This is a genomic window from Escherichia sp. MR (assembly GCF_005280595.1).
GTDB lineage: Bacteria > Pseudomonadota > Gammaproteobacteria > Enterobacterales > Enterobacteriaceae > Escherichia > Escherichia ruysiae.
In genome coordinates this window covers 54,214-77,624 of the sequence record NZ_SZVK01000003.1, presented here as the reverse complement: position 1 = coordinate 77,624, position 23,411 = coordinate 54,214, and the positions used below count along the sequence as shown (strand labels likewise).

Sequence of the window (23,411 nt, the reverse complement as noted above, 5' to 3'; positions counted from 1 at the left end):
ATGCGACGCTAAAGCGTCTTATCGGGCTTTCGTTGTTCTTATGGCGCAGCTTTACTCCATCCCCTTCGTCTCCCCACGATAATATGATCAACCTCTCATAATTTAAATTTACCCCGCTCTGGTGATTCTCAAGCGCATTATGTTACCCGTATCATTCTCATGGGCACCAAACACACTCATAACATCTGACTACACTAATACGTTTTAGGGGTCATCAGCCGTGGTGCCGTTATATCTCTGTTCCCAGTTGGGACAACCAGGATTTGTCGTCAGAAACCTGACGTTACCCATAACAAATTAAAGGCCAGGTAAATCATGCCATTAGTCATTGTTGCTATCGGTGTAATCTTGTTATTACTCCTGATGATCCGCTTCAAAATGAACGGCTTCATCGCTCTCGTCCTCGTGGCGCTTGCTGTTGGATTAATGCAAGGGATGCCGCTGGATAAAGTTATTGGCTCTATCAAAGCCGGTGTCGGCGGGACGCTCGGTAGCCTTGCCCTGATCATGGGGTTTGGTGCGATGCTGGGCAAAATGCTGGCAGACTGTGGCGGCGCACAACGTATCGCCACCACGCTGATTGCCAAATTTGGTAAAAAACACATCCAGTGGGCAGTGGTATTAACCGGTTTTACCGTCGGTTTTGCCCTGTTCTATGAAGTAGGCTTTGTGCTGATGCTGCCGCTGGTATTCACCATCGCCGCTGCTGCAAATATCCCACTGCTGTATGTTGGTGTACCAATGGCGGCTGCACTGTCTGTTACCCACGGCTTCCTGCCGCCGCATCCGGGTCCGACTGCGATTGCCACCATCTTCCAGGCCGATATGGGTAAAACCCTGCTGTACGGTACTATTCTGGCGATCCCGACCGTGATTCTCGCGGGTCCGGTTTACGCTCGCGTGCTGAAAGGCATTGATAAGCCGATCCCGGAAGGTCTGTACAGCGCGAAAACCTTTAGCGAAGAAGAGATGCCGAGCTTTGGCGTCAGCGTCTGGACTTCTCTGGTGCCAGTTGTACTAATGGCAATGCGTGCCATCGCTGAAATGATCCTGCCGAAAGGTCACGCTTTCCTGCCGGTAGCCGAGTTCCTCGGTGACCCGGTAATGGCAACGCTGATTGCCGTACTGATCGCGATGTTCACCTTTGGTCTGAACCGTGGTCGTTCGATGGATCAGATTAACGACACGCTGGTTTCTTCAATCAAAATCATCGCGATGATGCTGCTAATCATCGGTGGTGGCGGTGCGTTCAAGCAGGTGCTGGTAGACAGCGGCGTGGACAAATACATTGCTTCCATGATGCACGAAACCAACATTTCTCCGCTGCTGATGGCGTGGTCTATTGCCGCAGTGCTGCGTATCGCGCTGGGTTCTGCAACCGTTGCGGCAATCACTGCGGGGGGTATCGCGGCACCGCTGATTGCAACGACAGGTGTTAGCCCGGAGCTGATGGTTATTGCGGTTGGTTCCGGTAGTGTGATTTTCTCTCACGTGAACGATCCGGGCTTCTGGCTGTTCAAAGAGTACTTTAACCTGACTATCGGCGAGACCATCAAATCCTGGTCGATGCTGGAAACCATTATCTCAGTGTGCGGTCTGGTAGGCTGTCTGCTGCTGAATATGGTGATTTGATAATACTGACTGCCGGATATGGCGTGAATGCCTTATCCGGCTGCTCTAATGAGTAGGCCGGATAAGACGCATCAAGCATCGCATCCGGCATCAACCGCACTCTACTTCTTCTTCGCTGCCGCCCTGCGTCGTCTGTCCAAATCCTTCAGCAACTTGTTCACCCCATCATCGGCAAACATTGTCTCAAGCGTTGCGGAAAGCTTGCGTCGCCAGTTTTTGTACTGGTAGCTGGTGCCAGGAATATTTACAGGTTCCGCCATATCCAGCCAATCTTCTGGCTGTAGCCCTAACAGGGCACTGTTACTGTCGGCGATATAACGTTGCAAGCCACGATTAAGCGTCGGTGTCATCGACATTAGTGATGCCTTATGCCCGGCACGTTTTGGCAGACAGCCATATTTATGCAGCGCATCCAGCAGCCCTTGCTTCGCCAGTTCGCGATCCTGATACAAACCGCGCAGCACCACTTCATCCGGGTACAGCCCCAGTGTTTTGCCCAGCGTTAAATCCCCGCTCTCCCAGTAACCACGCAGCGTAGGCAGATCGTGTGTTGCCGCGACCGCCATCGACTGCTCCGGATACGCTTTTGGTGCGCGGAACGTCTTCTCGTGATCGCTTTCGAAATAGAGCACTTTGTAGGAGTAAACACCACTACTGCGCAGCTTACCGACAATCTCTACTGGCACCGTGCCAAGATCTTCGCCAATCACCATGCAGCGATGGCGTTTACTTTCCAGCGCCAGAATAGCGAGCAGATCATCCACCGGATAGTGGACATATGCCCCTTGATCCGCCGTTTCGCCATACGGTATCCACCACAAACGCAGCATCGACATTACATGGTCGATACGCAGCGCACCGCAGTTTTGCATGTTCGCGCGCAGTAGTTCGATAAAAGGTTCATAGGCGCGCGCGGTGATGATATGCGGATCCATCGGCGGCAATCCCCAGTTCTGCCCCAACGGGCCGAGGATATCCGGCGGCGCGCCAACCGACGCTTTCAGGCAATACAGTTCACGGTCGCACCAGGTTTCTGCCCCACCTTCCGCTACGCCAACCGCCAGATCACGGTACAAGCCAATCGACATTTCATAGCCCTGGCTTATCTCCCAGCAGGCGGCAAACTGGCAGTAAGCCAGCCACTGCAACCAGAGATAAAAATCGACGTCATCACGATGTTCTTCACAGAACTGACGCACTTCTGATGAATCCACGTTCTGATACGCCTGCGGCCATGCCGGCCAGCCCCAGCGCATTTCGTCTTCCTTCACTTGCTGGGCATGTAGCGCATCAAAGGCTGCCTGCCAGAACAAGCTATCGCCCTGCTCTGCAACAAACTGGCGAAACGCCGCCATCTGCTCATCATCACGTTGCGCGAAACCGTTCCACGCCATCCGCAATGCTGTCATTTTTAAGGCAGTAACCGTAGAGTAATCGACCCAGTCAGCATCCCGCGCCTGTTGCAGCGTCTGTTGCGTGGTCGGCATCTGCCACCAGGCCTGTGCCTCTTCGCTAAGATGGAAATCTTCGACGGCGTTAACGTCGATATAAACCACATTCAGCCAGCGGCGCGATGACGGACTATACGGGCTGGCACTTTCCGGATTTGCCGGATAGAGCGCATGAATCGGGTTCAGGCCGATGAAAGACCCGCCGCGTTTCGCCACATCCACCAGCATCGCTTTAAGATCGCCAAAATCCCCAATACCCCAGTTTTTTTCCGATCGCAGCGTATAAAGCTGAACGCAGGCACCCCACAGCTTTTGTTTATTCAGCAACGCCTGCGGTTCGTAACAGCGTTTCGGGGCGACAATCACCCGGCAATGCGCGCGCTGGTCGTCCTGGGTAAGCGTCAGCGTGTGATAACCTTCCGGCAGCTTCGTCGGTAGATTGAACGCTTTGCCCCCCGTTACATGGCCTTTGTACTGCGTTCCTTCTTCGGTGGTCAGCAGCCAGCTATATTCGCCGCTGCCTTCTACCGCCATCGACATTTTTTTGCCACTGGTATAAACCATGACATTCGGGACTGGCGTTACCGCCACTTTCGTGGCGGTACTTCGATGCATCGCGTCAAGCAAACGCCGTTTGGTTTCGGCGCCAATCGACTGCGGTTTACCGTGGGCATTGATGTAATTGGGGCTGATCCCCGCCGCCAGCGCGGCATTATCCAGACGTTTGCTTTCCATCGAGCTTCCTTAGCGTTTTGCCTGCCAGATACGAGCCTGATAATCGCGAATAGAGCGATCCGAGCTAAACATACCGCAGCGGGCGGTATTGAGGATCGCCGCGCGAGTCCAGGCCTCCTGGTCGCGGTACAGCACATCCACCTGCTTTTGTGCCTCTACATAGGCTGCGAAATCCGCCATCACCAGATACGGATCGCCGCCTTGTTTGCCGATACTGTGCAGCATCTGGTCGAAGGCATGTTTATCACCGTCGCTGTATTTACCGCTTTCCAGCTCTTTCAACACGGCGTCCAGAACCTTATCTTTCTTCCGCCATTTCACCGGGTCGTAGCCTTTGGCCAGAATTGCCTTCACTTGTTCCACGGTATGACCAAAAATAAAGATGTTCTCTTCACCGACCTTTTCGGCAATTTCAACGTTCGCACCATCCAGCGTACCCACGGTTAACGCGCCGTTGAGCGCCAGTTTCATGTTGCCAGTGCCGGAAGCTTCTTTCCCTGCCGTGGAGATCTGCTCGGAGATATCCGCCGCTGGGATCAGTTTTTCCGCTGCTGAGACACAATAATCCGGCAGGAACACCACCTTCAGTTTGTCGCCAACCTGCGGATCGTTGTTGATCACATCAGCCACTTTATTGATCGCAAAGATAATATTCTTCGCCAGGTAGTAGCCCGGCGCCGCTTTCGCGCCGAACAGGAATACGCGCGGTACGCGGTCGGCCTGCGGGTTCTCGCGAATTTCTTTATACAGCGCCAGAATATGCAGCAGATTCAGGTGCTGGCGTTTGTACTCATGCAGACGTTTGATCTGAATATCAAAAATCGCCTGCGGATTGATCTCAATACCGGTACGAGATTTCACAAACTCCGCCAGACGAACTTTATTCGCCTGTTTGATCTCGCGATATTGCTGACGGAATTTCGCGTCATCGGCGAATTTTTCCAGATGGATCAGTTGATCCAGATCGTTAACCCACTCTTTCTTCAGTGATTTATCCAGCAGCGCCGCCAGTGCCGGGTTGCACTGTTTGATCCAGCGACGTGGGGTAATGCCGTTAGTGACGTTATGGAATTTGTTCGGCCACAGCTGATGGTATTCAGGGAACAAGTCTTTCACTACCAGATCCGAGTGCAACGCTGCCACACCGTTCACCGCAAAGCCGCTTACCACACACATATTGGCCATGCGAACCTGTTTGTCATACACAACTGCCAGCTTTTCCCACACCGCTTTATCGCCCGGCCAGGTTTTTTCCACCAGTTTCTTAAAGCGGTTGTTGATTTCGTTGATTATCTGCATATGGCGCGGCAGCAGGGCTTTTACCAGTTTCTCATCCCAGCATTCCAGAGCTTCTGGCATCAAAGTATGGTTGGTGTAAGCGAAAGTTTTGCTGGTGATTGCCCAGGCGTCATCCCAGCTCATCTGGTGCTCATCGATCAGCACGCGCAGCAGTTCTGGAATAGCGATAGTCGGGTGGGTATCGTTCAGTTGAATAACTTCATACTCTGCCAGTTCGTGCAGTTTACGCCCCGCCAGATGATGGCGACGCAGAATATCCGCCACCGAACAGGCGCACTGGAAGTATTGCTGCATCAGGCGCAGCTTTTTACCCGCAGTGTGGTTGTCGTTTGGATAGAGGACTTTGGTCAGTTTTTCAGCGTTGATGCCTTGTTGTTCGGCACGCAGGAAGTCACCGTCATTAAATTTGGTGAGATTGAACGGATGAGCATGAGTCGCCTGCCACAAACGCAGCGGCTGTGCTACACCGTTGTGGTAGCCCAACACTGGAAGATCCCACGCTTGCCCGGTAATGGTAAATTCCGGTTCCCAGCGCCCCTCTTTCGTCACTTTGCCGCCGATGCCCACCTGCACATCCAGAGCTTCGTTATGACTAAACCACGGGTAGCTACCGCGATGCCAGTCGTCTGGCGCTTCAGACTGTTTACCATCGACAAAGGATTGACGGAATAAACCATACTGATAGTTAAGACCATAACCAATGGCAGACTGCCCGACAGTCGCCATTGAGTCGAGGAAACACGCAGCCAGACGCCCCAGGCCACCGTTACCCAGCGCCGGGTCAATCTCTTCTTCTAACAGGTCAGTCAGGTTGATGTCATAAGGTTTCAGTGAATCCTGAACAGCCTGATACCAGCCGAGGTTTAACAGGTTGTTGCCCGTCAGACGCCCAATCAAAAACTCCATTGAGATGTAGTTAACATGGCGCTGATTCGCCGCCGGTTTAACGAAAGGCTGAGCTCGCAGCATTTCCGCCAGGGCTTCACTCACTGCCAACCACCACTGGCGAGGGGTCATCTCAGCCGCAGAAGTTAAACCATAACGCTGCCACTGGCGTGACAGTGCTTCCTGAAATTGCTTTTCATTAAAAATGGGTTGTGACATAGGAGTTCCAGTTTTCTTAGATATTAAACACAACGTTATCGTTAGTTTGCCAGGCTCCATGTTGACCTTCCTCATCCTACGGGGGATTAGGCGGGGAGGAGTGACGGGGATGAGCAAGAAAATGTGATCACGGCCACTTAAAGGTAGTGCAATCAACTGCAAAAGTATCAGCTCAGTGCCAGAGAGCGCAGAAATCCTGCTATTAACAGTAAGAAATGGTCGTTGCGTATTATCAAAAAGCGGAAAGTAACTCTATAAATTAAGTAAAGCGGCGAAATAGTTTCAGCAATGAAATATCCATTGAGGGTCATCTCACTCTTAATAGATTTATTAAGATCAAGTTTTTAGATAGACCTTTCATCAGGAATTAAGGCGGTATCGTTGCTTTAATAAGGCTTTTGAACTGAAAGAAAACACCCTAAAATCCAGTATCCACGCTGCATTTGCGTTGTTTTAAGACGGAGTATTAATAAAGATTTGGAATTGTGACAGAGTGCAAATTCAGACACATAAAAAATCGTCATCGCTTGCATTGCACAGTTTTCTGACCGAACTTATAACTATTAATTACGAAGCGCAAAAAAAATAATATTTCCTCAATTTCCACAGTGAAGTGATTAACTATGCTGATTCCGTCAAAATTAAGTCGTCCGGTTCGACTCGACCATACTGTGGTTCGTGAGCGCCTGTTGGCTAAACTTTCCGGCGCGAACAACTTCAGGCTGGTGCTAATCACAAGTCCTGCGGGTTACGGAAAGACAACGCTCATATCCCAATGGGCGGCAGGAAAAAACGATTTGGGCTGGTACTCGCTTGATGAAGGCGATAACCAGCAAGAACGTTTCGCCAGCTATCTGATCGCCGCCGTGCAACAGGCAACCAGCGGTCACTGCGCCATCAGTGAAACAATGACGCAAAAACGGCAATATGCCAGTCTGACGTCACTATTTGCCCAGCTTTTCATCGAACTGGCGGAATGGCATAGTCCACTTTACCTGGTAATCGATGATTACCATTTGATCACCAATCCGGTGATCCACGAATCAATGCGCTTCTTCATTCGCCATCAACCAGAAAATCTCACTCTGGTGGTGCTGTCACGCAACCTTCCGCAGTTGGGCATTGCCAATCTGCGCGTGCGTGACCAACTATTGGAAATTGGCAGCCAGCAACTGACATTTACCCATCAGGAAGCGAAACAGTTCTTTGATTGCCGTCTGTCATCGCCGATTGAAGCCGCAGAAAGCAGCCGGATTTGCGATGACGTGTCCGGCTGGGCGACGGCGTTGCAGCTAATTGCGCTTTCAGCAAAGCAAAATACCCACTCAGCTCATAAATCAGCGCGTCGTCTGGCGGGCATCAATGCCAGTCATCTTTCTGATTATCTGGTCGATGAGGTGTTAGATAACGTTGATCTGGCCACTCGTCATTTCCTGCTAAAAAGCGCCATTTTGCGCTCGATGAATGATGCGCTAATCACCCGCGTGACCGGCGAAGAAAACGGGCAAATGCGTCTTGAGGAGATTGAGCGTCAGGGGCTGTTTTTGCAACGGATGGATGATACTGGCGAATGGTTCAGCTATCACCCGCTGTTTGGCAACTTCCTGCGCCAACGCTGCCAGTGGGAACTGGCGGCGGAATTGCCGGAAATCCACCGCGCCGCCGCAGAAAGCTGGATGGCGCAAGGTTTTCCCAGCGAAGCCATTCATCATGCGCTGGCGGCAGGCGACGCTTTGATGCTACGCGATATTCTGCTGAATCACGCCTGGAGTTTGTTCAACCACAGCGAACTGTCGCTGCTGGAAGAGTCGCTTAAAGCCCTGCCGTGGGACAGCCTGTTGGAAAATCCACAACTAGTGTTGTTGCAGGCCTGGTTGATGCAAAGTCAGCATCGCTACGGTGAAGTAAATACCCTGCTGGCACGAGCCGAACACGAGATCCAGGGTATCAGGGAAGGCACCATGCACGCAGAATTTAACGCTCTGCGCGCCCAGGTCGCCATTAACGATGGTAATCCGGAAGAAGCCGAACGACTGGCAAAACTGGCACTGGAAGAACTGCCTCCGGGCTGGTTCTACAGCCGCATTGTCGCGACCTCTGTACTTGGCGAAGTGTTGCACTGTAAAGGTGAACTAACCCGCTCGCTGGCGCTTATGCAGCAAACCGAGCAAATGGCGCGCCAGCATGATGTCTGGCACTACGCCTTGTGGAGTTTAATCCAGCAAAGTGAAATTCTGTTTGCTCAGGGATTCCTGCAAACCGCGTGGGAAACGCAGGAAAAAGCGTTCCAGCTGATCAACGAGCAGCATCTGGAACAGTTGCCGATGCATGAGTTTCTGGTGCGCATCCGAGCACAACTGTTATGGGCATGGGCGCGCCTGGATGAAGCCGAAGCCTCGGCGCGTAGCGGGATCGAAGTTTTATCTTCTTATCAGCCTCAGCAACAGCTTCAGTGCCTGGCAATGTTAATTCAATGCTCGCTGGCTCGTGGCGATCTGGATAACGCCCGCAGCCAACTTAACCGCCTGGAAAACCTGCTGGGGAATGGCAAATATCACAGCGACTGGATCTCTAACGCCAACAAAGTTCGGGTGATTTACTGGCAAATGACTGGCGACAAAGCCGCCGCTGCCAACTGGTTGCGTCACACGGCCAAACCGGAGTTTGCGAACAACCACTTCCTGCAAGGCCAATGGCGCAACATTGCCCGTGCACAAATTTTGTTGGGCGAGTTTGAGCCTGCGGAAATTGTCCTCGAAGAACTCAACGAAAATGCCCGCAGTCTGCGGCTGATGAGCGACCTAAACCGCAACCTGCTGTTACTCAATCAGTTGTACTGGCAGGCCGGACGTAAAAGCGACGCTCAGCGCGTGTTGCTGGACGCATTAAAACTGGCGAATCGCACCGGATTTATCAGCCATTTTGTCATCGAAGGCGAAGCGATGGCGCAGCAGTTACGCCAGCTGATTCAACTCAATACGCTGCCGGAACTGGAACAGCACCGCGCGCAGCGTATCCTGCGGGAAATCAATCAACATCACCGACACAAGTTCGCTCACTTTGACGAGAGTTTTGTCGAACGTCTGCTAAATCACCCGGAAGTGCCGGAACTGATCCGCACCAGCCCATTGACCCAACGCGAATGGCAGGTACTGGGGCTGATTTACTCCGGTTACAGTAACGAACAAATTGCGGGCGAACTGGAAGTGGCAGCAACCACCATCAAAACGCATATCCGCAATCTGTATCAAAAACTCGGCGTTGCTCACCGTCAGGCTGCGGTACAGCACGCGCAGAAACTGCTGAAAATGATGGGATATGGGGTGTGAGTTTGGTCGGATAACGCACCTGATCCGACTTACCTCTCTGCATCATTCAACGCTAACCCGCGTTACGCCATCTGTTTCAGCCAGAGTAAACCGCACTGGCAAGAAACGCTCCACCACCGCGATATTGGTCAGCAGATGGCATGAGGGATGGGCGACCGTAAATTCCCCCGCGCCTGCCAGCGCCATCGGCAGCACCAACTGGTCTGCGAGATATTCCCCTACCGCAGCCGGGCTTGCCAGGTAGCGTTTAACCTCTTTCACCAGTTGGGCGGCGACCACTTCGGCACTGACGCGCTTTTCACCGACGACAAAAAAGCGTTCAGTGATATTTTCACTTTCGACTTCCAGCGAGACGGTATTTCCTGGCCCCTGCTCGCGCGGCAAGGAATGAATAGTCTGCTCATGCAGTGAAAAACTACCCGCCAGCGTAGCGATTTCACGCTCAGCAACATGGCGCGGCACACCAGCCAGTAGCACCTCTCCACGCATATGCACAATGTTTCCGCGCTCACCAAGTTGCAAGGTGTTAAACGATGCCACCGGCGTAACTTCCGTTGCCACCACACCGCCACCAGCAGGGTAAAAACCGTGGCGCAACAGCGTTGTTTGCTGCTGAATCCCCATCCGCGCCAGCAGCGGTTCCAGCACCCGGCAGATAAAATCGGCAGGCGGCGCCGACGGGTTATCGGTGCCACCGCTCACTTCAACACGCGATGGCTCATCGGCAAACCACAGCGCGGGCAGCACCGTTTGCAGCACCAGCATACAACTTCCGGCACTGCCGATAGCAAAGCGGTAATCGCCGCCGCGCACGGTGCCGGGCCGGAAGACCAGGCGCTGCGATCCCAGCTCCACACCTTCAACCGTTGCATCGCTGATTTGCATCGCCGCTTTTACCGCCGTCAGATGCTGGCGCAACAGCCCCGGTTTCGCCCGCCCGGCACGAATGCCGGTGATGGTGAACGGTTTACCGGTTATCATCGACAGGCTCAGCGCCGAGCGCAGGATCTGCCCGCCGCCTTCACCCTGTGCGCCATCCAGCGCAATTATCCTTTTCATTATTTATCCTTTTACGCACACTACCTGACGCAGGGTGTAAACCACTTCCACCAGATCGCTTTGCGCCGCCATCACCGCATCAATATCTTTATACGCCATCGGGATTTCGTCGATCACTTCGGCATCTTTACGGCATTCCACATGCGCGGTGGCACGAATCTGATCTTCCACACTAAACAATTTTTTCGCTTTGGTACGGCTCATTACCCGCCCGGCACCGTGGCTGCATGAGCAAAATGATTCTTCATTTCCCAGCCCACGGACGATAAAGCTTTTCGCGCCCATCGACCCAGGAATAATTCCGTACTGCCCGGCACGCGCAGATACCGCGCCTTTACGCGTCACATAGATCTCTTCGCCAAAGTGCTGTTCTTTTTGCACATAGTTGTGGTGACAGTTGATCTCTTCCATCGCCAGAGTTTGCGGCAGTCTTACCGTTTTCTGCGTGATGCTCTGCAACGCCAACACCACGTTTTCCATCATCACATCGCGGTTAAGGCTGGCAAAAAGCTGCGCCCAGGCCACGGCTTTCAGGTAATCGTCAAAATATTCCGTACCTTCCATAAAGTACGCCAGGTCACGCGACGGCAACGTTTCAAGCTGTTCCTGCATCTCTTTTTGCGCCAGATCGATAAAGTAAGTTCCGATGGCGTTACCGATTCCGCGTGAACCGGAGTGCAGCATAATCCACACCTGATCCGACTCATCAAGGCAGATTTCAATAAAGTGGTTGCCGGTTCCCAGCGTTCCCAGGTGTTTGTAGTTATTAGTGTTCAGGAAACGCGGATATTTTTGCGTTAACCACTGATAACCCGCTTCCAGCTCGGCCCATTTAGCATCGACATTAACAGGCGGATTTTCCCATGCGCCTTTATCACGTTTACAACGCCCGGTAGTACGCCCGTGTGGTACGGCAGTTTCAATCGACTGGCGCAACTCCGCCAGGTTTTCAGGCAGATCCGCCGCCGTTAACGCGGTACGCAGCGCATTCATTCCACAGCCAATATCCACACCTACCGCCGCCGGGATAATCGCCCCTTTCGTTGGGATCACGCTACCAATGGTGGAACCTTTTCCCAGGTGCACATCAGGCATTACCGCAATATGTCTGAAAATAAACGGCATCTTCGCCGTATTAATAAGTTGCTGACGCGCATCGGCTTCTACCGGCACGCCTTTGGTCCACATTTTTACCGGGGCATTTTCAGTGGTCAGTAATTCGTAATTCATTTTGTTTTTCTCTTTTCGTTGGTATGTCCTGATAATTGCAACCGTCGTGCCAAAAAATTAAATCAGCAAATTAAATTTATAATTAATTGTTTTTATTTAATTAAAAGTACAAAGTCCGTAAACGGAGATTTTCTATAAAGTCACTTACCCGATAATGAAATATCGTCTTTTATAAAGATATCTAAGATGCGTAAAACAGTGGCTTTTGGCTTTGTCGGAACCGTACTGGATTATGCCGGGCGTGGCAGCCAACGCTGGTCGAAATGGCGCCCGACGCTCTGTTTATGTCAGCAAGAATCGTTGGTCATCGACCGGCTGGAATTGTTGCACGACGCCCGCTCACGCTCGCTGTTTGAAACGCTTAAACGCGATATCGCCAGCGTTTCGCCAGAAACAGAAGTGGTGGGCTTTGAGATAGAACTGCATAACCCGTGGGATTTCGAAGAGGTTTACGCCTGCCTGCATGATTTCGCCCGTCATTACACGTTTCAACCTGATAAAGAAGACTATTTAATTCACATCACCACCGGCACCCACGTCGCGCAGATTTGTTGGTTTCTGCTGGCAGAAGCACGTTACCTGCCCGCCCGACTGGCGCAAACTTCACCACCACGCAAAAAAGAAAAGCCCGATAGCCCAGGCGCGGTGACGATTATCGATCTCGATTTAAGCCGTTATAACGCGATTGCCAGCCGCTTTGCCAAAGAACGCCAGCAAACACTCGATTTCCTCAAATCAGGCATCGCCACGCGTAACCCCCACTTCAACCGCATGATTGAGCAGATCGAAAAAGTAGCGATTAAATCCCGCGCGCCGATCCTGCTTAACGGCCCGACCGGCGCAGGTAAATCGTTTCTGGCGCGGCGCATTTTTGAATTAAAACAGGCGCGGCATCAGTTTAGCGGCGCGTTTGTAGAAGTGAACTGCGCCATCCTGCGCGGCGATACCGCCATATCGGCGCTGTTTGGTCATGTGAAAGGCGCATTTACCGGGGCGCGGGAATCGCGGGAAGGTTTGTTACGCAGCGCCAACGGCGGGATGTTGTTTCTCGATGAGATTGGCGAACTGGGCGCAGACGAGCAAGCCATGCTGCTAAAAGCCATTGAAGAAAAAACCTTTTACCCGTTTGGCAGCGATCGTCTGGTCAGCAGTGAATTTCAGCTTATCGCCGGAACGGTGCGCGATTTGCGCCAGTTGGTTGCCGAAGGGAAATTTCGCGAAGACCTGTACGCGCGGATCAATCTCTGGACCTTCACCCTACCAGGACTGCGCCAGCGTCAGGAGGATATCGAGCCTAATCTGGATTATGAAGTGGAGCGCCACGCCTCACTCACCGGTGACAGCGTGCGTTTTAACACCGAAGCGCGGCGTGCCTGGCTGACCTTTGCGACATCTCCCCAGGCGACATGGCGCGGTAACTTTCGCGAGCTTTCTGCCAGCGTTACGCGCATGGCAACCTTTGCCACTAGCGGACGCATCACTCTGGAAGTGGTGGAAGATGAGATAAACCGTCTGCGCTACAACTGGCAGGAAAGCCGCCCTTCGGCGCTTACAGCGTTACTGGGCGCGGAGATGGAAAACATCGATCTCTTTGACCGCATACAACTGGAAAACGTTATCGCTGTCTGCCGTCAGGCAAAGTCGCTTTCTGCTGCCGGGCGTCAGCTTTTTGACGTTTCGCGCCAGGGCAAAGCCAGCGTCAATGACGCAGATCGGCTACGCAAATACCTGGCGCGTTTTGGTCTGACGTGGGAAGCCGTGCAGGATCAGCACAGCTCCAGTTGAATATGGTGGTCCGTCAGCACCTGCATCACGCCCGCAGGAGGCGGGGCATCGGTGTAGACGGCATCGACCATGCTGATACTGCCCATATTGACCATTGCGTTACGACCAAATTTCGAGTGATCGACAACCAGCATGACGTGGCGCGAGTTCTCAATAATGGCGCGTTTGGTGCGAACTTCGTGGTAATCGAACTCCAGCAACGAGCCGTCGCTGTCAATGCCGCTGATCCCCAGAATGCCGAAGTCGAGGCGGAACTGGGAGATAAAATCGAGCGTTGCTTCGCCAATGATCCCGCCATCGCGGCTGCGTAATTCGCCACCGGCGAGAATAATGCGGAAATCTTCTTTCACCATCAGCGTGTTAGCGACGTTGAGATTATTGGTGACAATGCGCAAATTGCTGTGATTGAGCAGCGCGTGCGCCACCGCTTCCGGCGTGGTGCCGATATCGATAAACAGCGTTGAACCGTTGGGGATTTGCTCCGCCACTTTGCGGGCGATGCGCTCTTTTTCTTCGGTCTGGGTGGCTTTACGATCGTGCCACGGCGTGTTAACCGAACTGGAAGGCAGCGCCGCACCGCCATGATGGCGCAGGATCAGATTTTGCTCTGCCAGCTCGTTGAGGTCGCGGCGAATAGTCTGCGGGCTGACGGAGAAATGCTCTACCAGCTCCTCGGTGCTGACATAACCCTGCTTTTTAACCAGTTCAATAATACCGTTGTGACGTTGTGTTTGTTTCATTTATAAATCCCTGGAATTATTTTCGTTTTCGCGCATTGAGCGAATCAACAAAAGCCATCGCTAAACCCACGGCTAACCCGGCGATGTGTGCTCCGTTCGCCATCGACATCCCAAACAAATCAAACCATCCGGCGACAATCCAGATCAGCGCAAAGATAATTAACCCACGTTGCAGGTAAATGCCACTTTGCGGATCGCGCTCGCCGCGTAGCCAGACGTAGCCCATCAGCGCATACACCACGCCAGAAAGCCCGCCAAACCACGGCCCGCTAAATTTTTGCTGCACATAGCCGCTTAACAGGGCACTAATGAGAGTAATGACAATCAGCTTACCGCTACCGAGACGTTTTTCCACCGCGCCGCCGAGATACCACCACCAGAGCAGGTTAAAAAGGATATGCATCAGCGAGAAGTGCATTAACGCGTGGGTGAAGTAACGCCAGAACTCAAATTTCAGTGTTGGATCGAATGGCCAGGCCAGCCATAACATCACTTCTTGATCGCCGATAATTTGCATAGCGATAAACACCACCACGCAGGCGATCATCATCCCCCAGGTGACCGGCCCCGCGCGTTCACGCAAGGCAGCAAAGAAAGGATAACGGCGATAATGCAGGCCACTGCCGGTATGGCCCGCTTGCCAGCTCGCCGCCAGATAACGCGGATCTGCCGGGTTTTCGAGAAAACGCGCCAGCTCCGCCCGCACGCGCTCGGCCTGGGACTCATCCGCCAGCCAGACATCGCTTTGGTTATGTTGTTGAATCGTGAGGATAACACCCTGCGTCGCCATGTAATCAACAAACGCCTGCGCCACGCGGGGGTTAGCAAAAGAGGTAATCATCAACATCGTTGCTGTCGCTTATTCCACACAAAAGGGGACAGTATAAAGCGTTACGCGCCGTACGCCACCTCTGCGGGAAACTGACGCTGCCAGGCTTCAAAGCCACCATCAATGCTATAGACCACATCGTAGCCCTGTTGCAGCAGATACTGCGCCGCGCCTTTGCTGCTATTGCCGTGATAACACATCACCATCACCGGAGTGTCAAAGTCGTTATCACGCATAAACGCGCCAAGCGTGTCGTTAGTTAAATGGAAAGCCTGCACCGCATGCCCCATTGCGAAACTCTGTGGATCGCGAATATCGACCAGCACCGCCTCTTTTTCCTGCAACTTCTGGTGCGCGTCGGCAACGTTAATACATTCGAACTGATCCATGCGTCTCTCTTTCTTTACAAACAAGTGGGCAAATTTACCGCACAGTTTACGTCGAAGCGGCAGATAAACGCCATAATGTTATACATATCACTCTAAAATGTTTTTTCAATGTTACCCAAAGCGCGATTCTTTGCTAATATGTTCGATAACGAACATTTATGAGCTTTAACGAAAGTGAACGAGGGCAGCATGGAAACCAAAGATCTGATTGTGATAGGTGGCGGCATCAATGGTGCTGGTATCGCGGCAGACGCCGCTGGACGCGGTTTATCCGTGCTGATGCTGGAGGCGCAGGATCTCGCTTGCGCGACCTCTTCCGCCAGTTCAAAACTCATTCACGGTGGCCTGCGCTACCTTGAGCACTATGAATTCCGCCTGGTCAGCGAGGCGCTGGCTGAACGTGAAGTGCTGCTGAAGATGGCGCCGCATATCGCCTTCCCGATGCGTTTTCGCCTGCCGCATCGCCCGCATCTGCGCCCGGCGTGGATGATTCGTATTGGTCTGTTTATGTACGATCATCTGGGTAAACGCACCAGCCTGCCGGGATCAACCGGTTTGCGTTTTGGCGCAAATTCAGTGTTAAAGCCGGAAATTAAGCGCGGATTCGAATATTCCGACTGTTGGGTAGACGACGCTCGTCTGGTACTCGCCAACGCCCAGATGGTGGTGCGTAAAGGCGGCGAAGTGCTTACTCGTACTCGTGCTACTTCTGCTCGCCGCGAAAACGGCCTGTGGATTGTGGAAGCGGAAGATATCGATACCGGCAAAAAATACACCTGGCAGGCGCGCGGCTTGGTTAATGCTACCGGCCCGTGGGTGAAACAGTTCTTCGATGACGGGATGCATCTGCCTTCGCCTTATGGCATTCGCCTGATCAAAGGCAGCCATATTGTGGTGCCGCGTGTGCATACCCAGAAGCAAGCCTACATTCTGCAAAACGAAGATAAACGTATTGTGTTCGTGATCCCGTGGATGGATGAGTTTTCTATCATCGGCACCACCGATGTGGAGTACAAAGGCGATCCGAAGGCAGTGAAGATTGAAGAGAGTGAAATCAATTACCTGCTGAAAGTGTATAACGCGCACTTTAAAAAACAGTTAAGCCGGGACGATATCGTCTGGACCTACTCGGGCGTGCGCCCGCTGTGTGATGATGAGTCCGACTCACCGCAGGCTATTACTCGTGATTACACGCTTGATATCCATGACGAAAACGGCAAAGCACCGCTGTTGTCGGTATTTGGCGGCAAGCTGACGACCTATCGTAAACTGGCGGAACATGCGCTGGAAAAACTGACGCCGTATTATCAGGGTATTGGCCCGGCGTGGACGAAAGAGAGCGTGCTGCCGGGTGGTGCCATTGAAGGCGACCGCGACGATTATGCCGCCCGCCTGCGCCGCCGTTACCCGTTCCTGACCGAATCGCTGGCGCGTCATTACGCACGCACTTACGGCAGCAACAGCGAGCTGCTGCTCGGCAATGCGGGGACGGTAAGCGATCTCGGGGAAGATTTCGGTCATGAGTTCTACGAAGCGGAGCTGAAATACCTGGTCGACCACGAATGGGTACGCCGCGCCGACGATGCCCTGTGGCGTCGCACGAAACAAGGCATGTGGCTGAATGCGCAGCAACAGTCTCGTGTAAGTCAGTGGCTGGTCGAGTATACGCAGCAGAAATTGTCGCTGGCGTCGTGATTTAACGTAAGGTGGTCAGGTCAGATTTCAATCTGACCTGAGACTGATGATAAACACAAAAACTGCCTGATAAGGCGTTCACGCCGCATCCGACATGAACAAAGCGCACTTTGCCAACAATCTGTGGTCAAATTTCAATCTCAATAACTTTTGGATTCAGGGAATTATCGCAAAGCCCACACCATCATACCCAACGTAACAAAACTCAGGCACATTCCCCACCCGCCCCACTTCCACCTCTGGCTTCTATTTTTGCTACGCCACTGGCAGTAATATCCCAGCGCAAAACCAAGCTGTGCACTTATCGAACCGACTAACTCAGTCCACGGCTGGAGCCAAAATGGCGAAAAATTCAGGGGGCACCAAACAACACTCAGAAAGAAATTACGGATATTTTCCAGCAAAGCTGATTTCTCTGGCGCAATATAAAAAATAATTATCCGTATTGACGATGAAAAAAAATGCTTCGCGGGCAAAGTGGGTGTATATCAAAGTGACGCCCGATTCCTCTGCCCGTTTTTTCTGCCCACCGGAAGGTTGCGCCACGAAAATAATATCGGCATCGCCCTTAACGATTTTGTTATACGCTTCTGGCGCGCGAGAGTTATCCAGATATCTCAGACGTGAAAATCTTCCGATATAACGTTTAACGCATAAAAGGCAGAAGCATAAATGGGTTATGCTGCCGTCGCGCCATCGAGTCGCACCCAGCGTGGCAATAACCGCTGCCAAAAATTGCGCCGGTATGGGAATACCGAAAAAAGTCATTACCAGCGAGATCAAAATCCATTTTTTGTTTTGCATCATTCTGTCCATTCTTTCTGAATGGCGAAATTATACTCCTCCACTATCTTCGCCCCGCTGGACACTTTTCCGAAATAAAGGCGAAAAAAAACGGGACCTTTTGGCCCCGTTCTATTTTTGGCGAAATTACAATCTCACCGGATCAATATGCCAGATAAGATCGGCGTACTCTTTAATAGTCCGGTCAGAAGAGAAATAGCCCATATTTGCGATGTTCAGCATCGCTTTGGCTGTCCACTCTTCCGGACGTTCGTACAGTTCGTCAACTTTATCCTGACAATCGACATAGCTGCGATAATCCGCCAGCACCTGGTAGTGATCGCCAAAGTTGATCAGCGAATCAACCAGATCGCGGTAGCGTCCCGGATCTTCCGGACTGAACACGCCGCTGCCGATTTGCGTCAGCACCTGATGCAGTTCTTCGTCTTTCTCGTAGTATTCACGCGGTTTGTAGCCCTGACGACGCAGTTCTTCCACTTCTTCCGCAGTGTTACCAAAGATAAAGATATTATCCGCACCGACATGATCCAGCATCTCGACGTTCGCACCGTCCAGCGTACCGATAGTCAGTGCGCCGTTAAGTGCAAACTTCATGTTACTGGTGCCGGAGGCTTCCGTACCCGCCAGCGAAATCTGTTCGGAAAGATCGGCTGCCGGAATGATCAGCTGCGCCAGGCTGACGCTGTAGTTCGGGATAAACACCACTTTCAGCTTATCGCCAATCTGTGGATCGTTGTTGATCACTTTCGCTACGTCATTGATCAAATGGATAATGTGCTTCGCCATGTAATAGGCCGAAGCCGCCTTACCGCCAAAGATATTCACTCGTGGAACCCACTTCGCATCTGGATCGGCCTTGATGCGGTTATAGCGGGTGATCACGTGCAACACATTCATCAATTGACGTTTGTATTCGTGAATACGTTTGATTTGCACATCAAACAGCGCCTTCGGATTCACCACCACATTCAATTGTTGGGCGATGTACTCCGCCAGACGCTTTTTGTTCTCCAGTTTCGCCTGATGAACAGCATGATTGACCATCGGAAAATCACAATGCTGTTGCAACTCGTTTAATTGACTCAGATCGGTACGCCAGTTACGACCGAGGTGTTGATCCAGCACGCCTGAAAGCGACGGATTCGCCACCGCCAGCCAGCGACGCGGAGTCACACCATTGGTAACGTTGGTGAAACGTCCAGGGAAGATCTTCGCAAAGTCAGCAAACAGCGATTGCACCATCAGATTAGAGTGCAGCTCCGATACGCCGTTAACTTTGTGACTGACCACAACAGCCAGCCAGGCCATGCGCACACGACGCCCATTCGATTCATCAATGATCGACGCCCGTCCCAGCAGGTCAGTATCGTTCGGATACTGCTCCTGCAAGGTTTTCAGGAAATAGTCGTTGATTTCAAAGATAATCTGCAAATGGCGCGGCAGAATTTTACCCAGCATATCGACCGGCCAGGTTTCCAGCGCCTCGCTCATCAGCGTGTGGTTGGTGTAGGAGAAGACCTCGCAGCACACTTCAAAAGCGTCGTCCCAGCTAAATTTGTGCTCATCGATCAGCAGACGCATCAGCTCAGGAATCGACAGCACCGGATGGGTGTCGTTGAGGTGAATCGCGATTTTATCCGCCAGGTTATCGTAGGTTTTATGCAACTGATAATGGCGACTTAAAATGTCCTGAATGGTCGAAGATACCAGGAAATATTCCTGGCGCAAACGCAGTTCACGTCCGGAATAGGTGGAGTCATCCGGGTACAGTACGCGGGATACGTTCTCAGAGTGGTTTTTATCTTCCACTGCCGCGAAGTAGTCACCCTGGTTAAATTTACCAAGATTAATTTCGCTACTGGCTTGTGCACTCCACAGACGCAAAGTGTTGGTCGCGTCAGTATCATAACCTGGGATGATTTGGTCGTAAGCCACGGCCAGAATCTCTTCGGTTTCAATCCAGCGCGTTTTCTTACCTTCTTGCTGAATACGGCCGCCAAAACGCACTTTGTAGCGCGTATTGTGGCGTTTAAATTCCCACGGATTGCCGTACTCCAGCCAGTAGTCCGGAGACTCTTTCTGACTGCCGTTAACGATGTTCTGTTTGAACATACCATAGTCATAACGGATGCCGTAACCGCGCCCCGGCAACCCTAACGTCGCCAGCGAATCCAGGAAGCAGGCGGCCAGACGCCCCAGGCCACCGTTACCGAGACCCGGGTCATTTTCTTCATCAATCAACTCTTCGAGATTTAATCCCATCGACTCCAGCGCACCCTGGACATCGTCATAAATACCTAACGACAGCATGGCGTTGGAGAGAGTACGGCCAATCAAAAACTCCATCGACAGGTAGTAAACCTGGCGAGTTTCTTGCGACAGCTGGGCACGATTCGAACGTAACCAGCGTTCCACGAGACGATCGCGCACAGCAAATAACGTTGCGTTCAGCCATTCATGTTTATTGGCGACGACCGGATCCTTTCCAATCGTAAACATCAGCTTGTAAGCGATAGAGTGCTTAAGAGCTTCTACGCTTAGCGTGGGCGATGAATATGTAAACGGAGCATTCATATAGGCGTTTCCTGAAAACTATTTCAAGCGATAGTAAAGCTCACGGTACGACTTCGCCGCGACCTGCCAGCTAAAATCCATTGCCATAGCCTGACGTTGCACAAACCGCCACAGTGAAGGACGAGACCACAGAACAAAAGCGCGTCGAATAGCCCGTAACAGCGACCAGGCATTACTATCTTCAAAGACAAACCCACTGGCGACGCCATCTGCAAGGTTCTCAAGAGAACAGTCAGAAACCGTATCAGCAAGCCCACCGGTACGCCGCACCAGTGGCAGCGTGCCGTACTTCAATCCATAAAGTTGCGTTAAGCCGCACGGTTCAAAACGACTGGGAACCAGAATGACGTCCGCGCCGCCCATAATGCGATGCGAAAATGCTTCGTGATAACCAATCTGTACACCAACCTTGCCGGGATGCTCCGCCGCTGCAGCAAGAAAACCTTCCTGCAATACCGGATCGCCCGCGCCGAGCAGTGCCAGTTGTCCGCCCTGTTCCAGAAGACCCGGTAAGGCTTCCAGCACCAAATCCAGTCCTTTCTGGCTGGTCAGACGGCTCACCACTGCAAAAAGCGGCACTTTATCGTCAACCTTAAGCCCCATTGCGATTTGCAACTGGCGCTTATTCTCCGCTTTATCCTCCAATGAATCGCGGGTGTAACGCGAGGCTAAAAGTAAGTCCGTCTCTGGACTCCATATTTTCTCGTCCACGCCGTTCAGTACGCCGGAAAGTCGTCCTTCACGATGACGCTGCTGGAGTAAACCTTCCATACCGTAGGCAAACTGTGGTTCAGTGATCTCACGAGCGTAGGTCGGACTAACCGCTGTAATGTGGTCGGCGTAATACAATCCGGCCTTCAGGAAAGAGATTTGCCCGTTGAATTCCAGCCCGTGAACATTAAAGAATGACCATGGCAATTGGATGTCATTCATGTGATGTGCATAAAACATGCCTTGATAGGCCAGGTTGTGCACAGTAAACACCGACTTCGCCGGACGCCCGTGTGCCGCCAGATACGCAGGCGCAAGACCCGCATGCCAGTCGTGCGCGTGCACAACATCGGGGCGCCAGAATGGGTCAAGCCCGCTTGCCATCTCCGCTCCAACCCATCCGAGCAGTGCAAAACGCAATACGTTGTCGGTGTAAGCAAATAAGTTGGTATCGTGATACGGGCTTCCGGGACGATCGTAGAGATGCGGTGCATCAATCAGGTAAATGCCAACCCCGTTGTAATGCCCAAACAGCAGCGTGAAATGTCCGGCAAAGGTATCACGGCGAGATACCACCTTTGCATCGGTCACGCCACGGCGAATATCGGGAAATGCAGGCAACAGTACGCGAGCGTCAACGCCGTCTGCGATTTGTGCTGCGGGTAATGCCCCAATAACATCAGCCAGACCGCCGGTTTTAAGCAGCGGGAACATCTCTGAACATACATGTAAAACCTGCATTATCGCTCCTGTTTGTACCCTAACTTCCGTAGCATTTCGCGCGTAACCAGCACAATGCCTTCTTCTGAACGATAGAAACGACGTGCATCCTCTTCTGCATCCTCACCAATCACCATTCCTTCCGGAATGACACAAGCGCGGTCAATGACGCAGCGACGCAGACGGCACGAGCGACCTACCCATACTTCCGGCAGCAATACGGCGGAATCAATGTTGCAGAATGAATTCACGCGAACGCGTGAGAACAGAACGGACTGCACCACCACCGAACCAGAGATCACACAACCGCCGGAAACCAGTGAGTTAAGGGTCATCCCATGGCTACCGGAGCGATCCTGAACGAATTTCGCTGGCGGCAATGATTCATTGTAGGTGCGAATCGGCCAGTTGCGATCGTACATATCCAGTTCCGGCACGACAGAAGCCAGATCCAGGTTCGCTTTCCAGTAAGCCTCCAGTGTCCCAACATCACGCCAGTACGGCTCGGCGTCCGGGTCGGACTGTACACAAGAGAGCGGGAATGGATGCGCATAGGCGAGGCCTGCTTCGGTAATTTTTGGAATCAAATCCTTACCAAAGTCGTGGCTGGAGTTTTCATCACGATCGTCTTCTTCCAGCAATTCATACAGGTACTCTGCATCAAAGACGTAGATCCCCATACTCGCTAAAGATTTGCTCGGATCGTTTGGCATTGACGGCGGGTTAGCCGGTTTTTCAACAAATTCGATAATTTTATCGTTTCCATCAACCGCCATAACGCCAAATGCAGAGGCTTCTTCAATCGGTACAGGCATACAAGCAACGGTGCAACGTGCGCCTTTTTCGACGTGGTCGATAAGCATACGCGAGTAGTCTTGCTTGTAGATATGGTCACCCGCCAGGATCACTACGTACTCCGCTTTATAACGGCGGATAATGTCGAGGTTTTGGGTAACGGCATCTGCCGTACCGCGATACCAGTTCTCCCCTTTCATTCTCTGCTGCGCTGGCAGCAGATCGACAAACTCGTTCATTTCTTCATTGAAGAACGACCAGCCGCGCTGAATATGCTGTACCAGAGTGTGAGACTGGTATTGGGTGATCACGCCCATACGACGGATACCGGAGTTGATACAGTTGGACAGTGCAAAATCGATAATACGGAACTTGCCGCCGAAGTGTACGGCAGGCTTTGCTCGTTTATTGGTTAAATCCTTCAGGCGAGTACCACGTCCCCCCGCCAGAATCAGGGCAACAGACTTCAATGGCAGCTGGCGCGCCAACATTAAGTGATCGTTCTTCTCTAAACTAATCATGACTAACTC

General features: G+C 52.2%; 14 protein-coding genes and 2 pseudogenes. 4 read left to right on the top strand and 12 right to left on the bottom strand.

From position 1 onward, the window contains the following. Positions 1-315 precede the first annotated feature (315 nt). Positions 316-1,632, top strand: coding sequence for a gluconate transporter (gntT, locus tag FC814_RS02390; RefSeq protein WP_001131744.1), 1,317 nt, complete (start codon positions 316-318; stop codon positions 1,630-1,632). A gap of 101 nt (positions 1,633-1,733) precedes the next feature. Here the strand turns inward: gntT and malQ are convergent, their stop codons facing one another. Both malQ and malP read right to left on the bottom strand, forming a co-directional pair. After that, the gene (gene malQ, locus FC814_RS02385) at positions 1,734-3,818 is read right to left on the bottom strand and encodes a 4-alpha-glucanotransferase (protein WP_137325458.1); all 2,085 of its coding nucleotides are present in this window, start codon (positions 3,816-3,818) and stop codon (positions 1,734-1,736) included. 9 nt (positions 3,819-3,827) lie between these two features. After that, a complete protein-coding gene (gene malP / locus FC814_RS02380; RefSeq protein WP_137325457.1) occupies positions 3,828-6,221 on the bottom strand; it encodes a maltodextrin phosphorylase in 2,394 nt (797 codons plus the stop codon). Positions 6,222-6,844: 623 nt separating this feature from the next. On the opposite strand from malP, the gene malT reads away from it, so the two are divergent. Beyond that, positions 6,845-9,550: an HTH-type transcriptional regulator MalT gene (gene malT / locus FC814_RS02375; RefSeq protein WP_032226671.1), complete on the top strand. Its 2,706-nt coding sequence runs from the start codon at positions 6,845-6,847 to the stop codon at positions 9,548-9,550. Positions 9,551-9,592: 42 nt separating this feature from the next. Here the strand turns inward: malT and rtcA are convergent, their stop codons facing one another. Further along, positions 9,593-10,609: an RNA 3'-terminal phosphate cyclase gene (rtcA, locus tag FC814_RS02370; protein WP_137325456.1), complete on the bottom strand. Its 1,017-nt coding sequence runs from the start codon at positions 10,607-10,609 to the stop codon at positions 9,593-9,595. A 3-nt stretch (positions 10,610-10,612) separates the two neighbouring features. Continuing rightward, positions 10,613-11,839: an RNA-splicing ligase RtcB gene (gene rtcB, locus FC814_RS02365; protein ID WP_137325455.1), complete on the bottom strand. Its 1,227-nt coding sequence runs from the start codon at positions 11,837-11,839 to the stop codon at positions 10,613-10,615. A gap of 186 nt (positions 11,840-12,025) precedes the next feature. On the opposite strand from rtcB, the gene rtcR reads away from it, so the two are divergent. Beyond that, entirely contained in the window at positions 12,026-13,624 is a 1,599-nt protein-coding gene (rtcR, locus tag FC814_RS02360) for a DNA-binding transcriptional regulator RtcR (RefSeq protein ID WP_137325454.1), read from the top strand. Here rtcR and FC814_RS02355 read toward each other — a convergent pair. From FC814_RS02355 to glpE, 3 genes are read right to left on the bottom strand one after another with little or no spacing between them, the layout of a single operon-like run. Continuing rightward, positions 13,606-14,364, bottom strand: coding sequence for a DeoR/GlpR family transcriptional regulator (locus tag FC814_RS02355; protein ID WP_137325453.1), 759 nt, complete (start codon positions 14,362-14,364; stop codon positions 13,606-13,608). The two genes, rtcR and FC814_RS02355, sit on opposite strands and share 19 nt — an antisense overlap. 16 nt (positions 14,365-14,380) lie before the next feature. Continuing rightward, the gene (gene glpG, locus FC814_RS02350; RefSeq protein WP_000928717.1) at positions 14,381-15,211 is read right to left on the bottom strand and encodes a rhomboid family intramembrane serine protease GlpG; all 831 of its coding nucleotides are present in this window, start codon (positions 15,209-15,211) and stop codon (positions 14,381-14,383) included. A 44-nt stretch (positions 15,212-15,255) separates the two neighbouring features. Further along, complete coding sequence (gene glpE / locus FC814_RS02345) at positions 15,256-15,582, bottom strand: thiosulfate sulfurtransferase GlpE (protein WP_000371928.1); 327 nt, start codon at positions 15,580-15,582, stop codon at positions 15,256-15,258. 189 nt (positions 15,583-15,771) lie between these two features. Here glpE and glpD point away from each other — a divergent pair, with 189 nt between their 5' ends. Further along, a complete protein-coding gene (gene glpD / locus FC814_RS02340) occupies positions 15,772-17,277 on the top strand; it encodes a glycerol-3-phosphate dehydrogenase (protein ID WP_085461343.1) in 1,506 nt (501 codons plus the stop codon). A gap of 164 nt (positions 17,278-17,441) precedes the next feature. Here the strand turns inward: glpD and FC814_RS23045 are convergent. The 5 genes and pseudogenes from FC814_RS23045 to glgC all read right to left on the bottom strand — a co-directional run. Further along, positions 17,442-17,714: pseudogene (locus FC814_RS23045) on the bottom strand (hypothetical protein); the annotation flags it as partial. Next, positions 17,713-17,981 (bottom strand): annotated as a pseudogene (locus tag FC814_RS23040) (phosphate ABC transporter substrate-binding protein); the annotation flags it as partial. The pseudogenes FC814_RS23040 and FC814_RS23045, both read right to left, overlap by 2 nt. Before the next feature lie 226 nt (positions 17,982-18,207). Further along, a complete protein-coding gene (glgP, locus tag FC814_RS02330) occupies positions 18,208-20,655 on the bottom strand; it encodes a glycogen phosphorylase (protein ID WP_000993435.1) in 2,448 nt (815 codons plus the stop codon). A gap of 18 nt (positions 20,656-20,673) precedes the next feature. Next, complete coding sequence (gene glgA, locus FC814_RS02325; RefSeq protein WP_001197629.1) at positions 20,674-22,107, bottom strand: glycogen synthase GlgA; 1,434 nt, start codon at positions 22,105-22,107, stop codon at positions 20,674-20,676. Beyond that, positions 22,107-23,402 (bottom strand): glucose-1-phosphate adenylyltransferase, encoded by a 1,296-nt coding sequence (glgC, locus tag FC814_RS02320; RefSeq protein ID WP_000624234.1) that lies wholly within the window; start codon positions 23,400-23,402, stop codon positions 22,107-22,109. Before glgC ends, glgA begins: the two co-directional genes overlap by 1 nt. Between the last annotated feature and the right edge of the window lie 9 nt (positions 23,403-23,411).

Bases quoted from the DNA above. Each gene is read 5' to 3' on its own strand.
- malP (WP_137325457.1), bottom strand. From the start codon at position 6,221: ATGTCACAACCCATTTTTAATGAAAAGCAATTTCAGGAAGCACTGTCA.
- glgA (WP_001197629.1), bottom strand. From the start codon at position 22,107: ATGCAGGTTTTACATGTATGTTCAGAGATGTTCCCGCTGCTTAAAACC.
- glgP (WP_000993435.1), bottom strand. From the start codon at position 20,655: ATGAATGCTCCGTTTACATATTCATCGCCCACGCTAAGCGTAGAAGCT.
- malT (WP_032226671.1), top strand. From the start codon at position 6,845: ATGCTGATTCCGTCAAAATTAAGTCGTCCGGTTCGACTCGACCATACT.
- glpD (WP_085461343.1), top strand. From the start codon at position 15,772: ATGGAAACCAAAGATCTGATTGTGATAGGTGGCGGCATCAATGGTGCT.
- FC814_RS02355 (WP_137325453.1), bottom strand. From the start codon at position 14,364: ATGAAACAAACACAACGTCACAACGGTATTATTGAACTGGTTAAAAAG.
- gntT (WP_001131744.1), top strand. From the start codon at position 316: ATGCCATTAGTCATTGTTGCTATCGGTGTAATCTTGTTATTACTCCTG.
- glpG (WP_000928717.1), bottom strand. From the start codon at position 15,211: ATGTTGATGATTACCTCTTTTGCTAACCCCCGCGTGGCGCAGGCGTTT.
- malQ (WP_137325458.1), bottom strand. From the start codon at position 3,818: ATGGAAAGCAAACGTCTGGATAATGCCGCGCTGGCGGCGGGGATCAGC.
- rtcA (WP_137325456.1), bottom strand. From the start codon at position 10,609: ATGAAAAGGATAATTGCGCTGGATGGCGCACAGGGTGAAGGCGGCGGG.
- rtcB (WP_137325455.1), bottom strand. From the start codon at position 11,839: ATGAATTACGAATTACTGACCACTGAAAATGCCCCGGTAAAAATGTGG.
- glpE (WP_000371928.1), bottom strand. From the start codon at position 15,582: ATGGATCAGTTCGAATGTATTAACGTTGCCGACGCGCACCAGAAGTTG.
- glgC (WP_000624234.1), bottom strand. From the start codon at position 23,402: ATGATTAGTTTAGAGAAGAACGATCACTTAATGTTGGCGCGCCAGCTG.
- rtcR (WP_137325454.1), top strand. From the start codon at position 12,026: ATGCGTAAAACAGTGGCTTTTGGCTTTGTCGGAACCGTACTGGATTAT.